General features: G+C 70.8%; 1 protein-coding gene. It reads left to right on the forward strand.

What is annotated here, in order from left to right; genetic code table 11:
• Positions 1-128: 128 nt before the first annotated feature.
• The coding region (locus G7A99_RS19875; RefSeq protein ID WP_163143505.1) for an MFS transporter at positions 129-1,337 on the forward strand (1,209 nt) is incomplete at its 3' end.

The following is a 1,337-nucleotide window of genomic DNA, read 5'->3' on the forward strand; positions in this document are numbered from 1 at the left end:
CGGGAATGCCCGCGACAACGCCCCCGTGCCCTGCCGGCAAGGTGGGCGGAGACGCCCCGGGGCCGGTGTGTGGTGACGGCCGTGGGCTGGTAATCCGTCCGCTGAATTTGCCCGGAGGAGGCTGCTGCATGCATCCGTACCGCAACCTCACGCTGCTCGCGCTCTGCCAGGCCGTGTTGATGACGGGCACGTCGCTGCTGGTGTCCACCTCGGCGCTGGTGGGCTCGGCACTCGCCGACTCGCCGGTGCTCGCCACGGTGCCCCTGGGATTGCAGTTCCTGGCGATGACCGTCGCCACCGTGCCGGTGTCGCTGTTCATGCAGCGCCATGGCCGGCGCGCGGGCTTCATGGCGGGGATGACCCTGGGGCTCGCCGGTGTGGCGCTGGCCACGGTCGCGATCCTGGAGTGGCAGTACTGGCTGTTCTGCGTAGCGGCGGTGCTGCTCGGCGCCTTCAACGGCTCCGGGCAGTTCTATCGCTTCGCCGCCGCCGACGTGGCCCCGCCGGAGCGCAAGGGCCGGGCGATCTCGCTGGTGCTCGCCGGCGGTATCGCTGCGGGCTTCCTCGGCCCGAACCTGGGGGCGTGGACGCGGACCCTGCTCGGTGCGGACTTCGCCGGCAGCTACATGGTGCTCGGCGGTGTCTACCTCGTCGGCCTGCTCGCCATCGCCGGGCTGCGGATCCCGTTGCCGCCGCCCCGGGCCCGGGGCCACAGCGGCCGGGGGCTGGCGGCGATCGCCCGTCAGCCGCGGTTCGTGCTCGCCGTGGCCACCGCCGCGGTGGGCTACGGCGTGATGAACCTGGTCATGGTCGCCACGCCGCTGGCGATGCGGGCCCAGGCACACCTGTTTCCGGATACCGCCTTCGTGATCCAGTGGCACGTGCTCGCGATGTTCGTACCCTCGTTCTTCACCGGCGAGGTCATCCGCCGGCTGGGGCTGCTCAAGGTGATGGCCCTGGGCGTGGTACTGATGGCCGTCTGCGTGGGCATCAACGTCAGCGGCACCGGCGTGTGGCATTACTGGGCGGCGCTGGTCTGTCTGGGCGTGGGCTGGAACTTCATGTTCATCGGCGGCACCACCCTGCTCACCGAGACCTACACCGAGGCGGAGAAGGGCCGGGCCCAGGCCTGCAACGACTTCATCGTCTTCGCCACGGTGACGCTCACGGCGCTGTCCGCCGGCTCGCTGCTGGACGGGGTGGGCTGGTCGACGCTCAACCTGAGCGTCCTGCCGTTCCTCGCTGCGGTGCTCGCCGGCATCGGCATCGTCGCCGGTGCGCCGGCCATGACAGCCCGCAACGGCTCGCGTAAGGTAAGCCCGGAGTCTGGCGACAAC

It is taken from the genome of Arhodomonas sp. KWT (assembly GCF_010993615.1).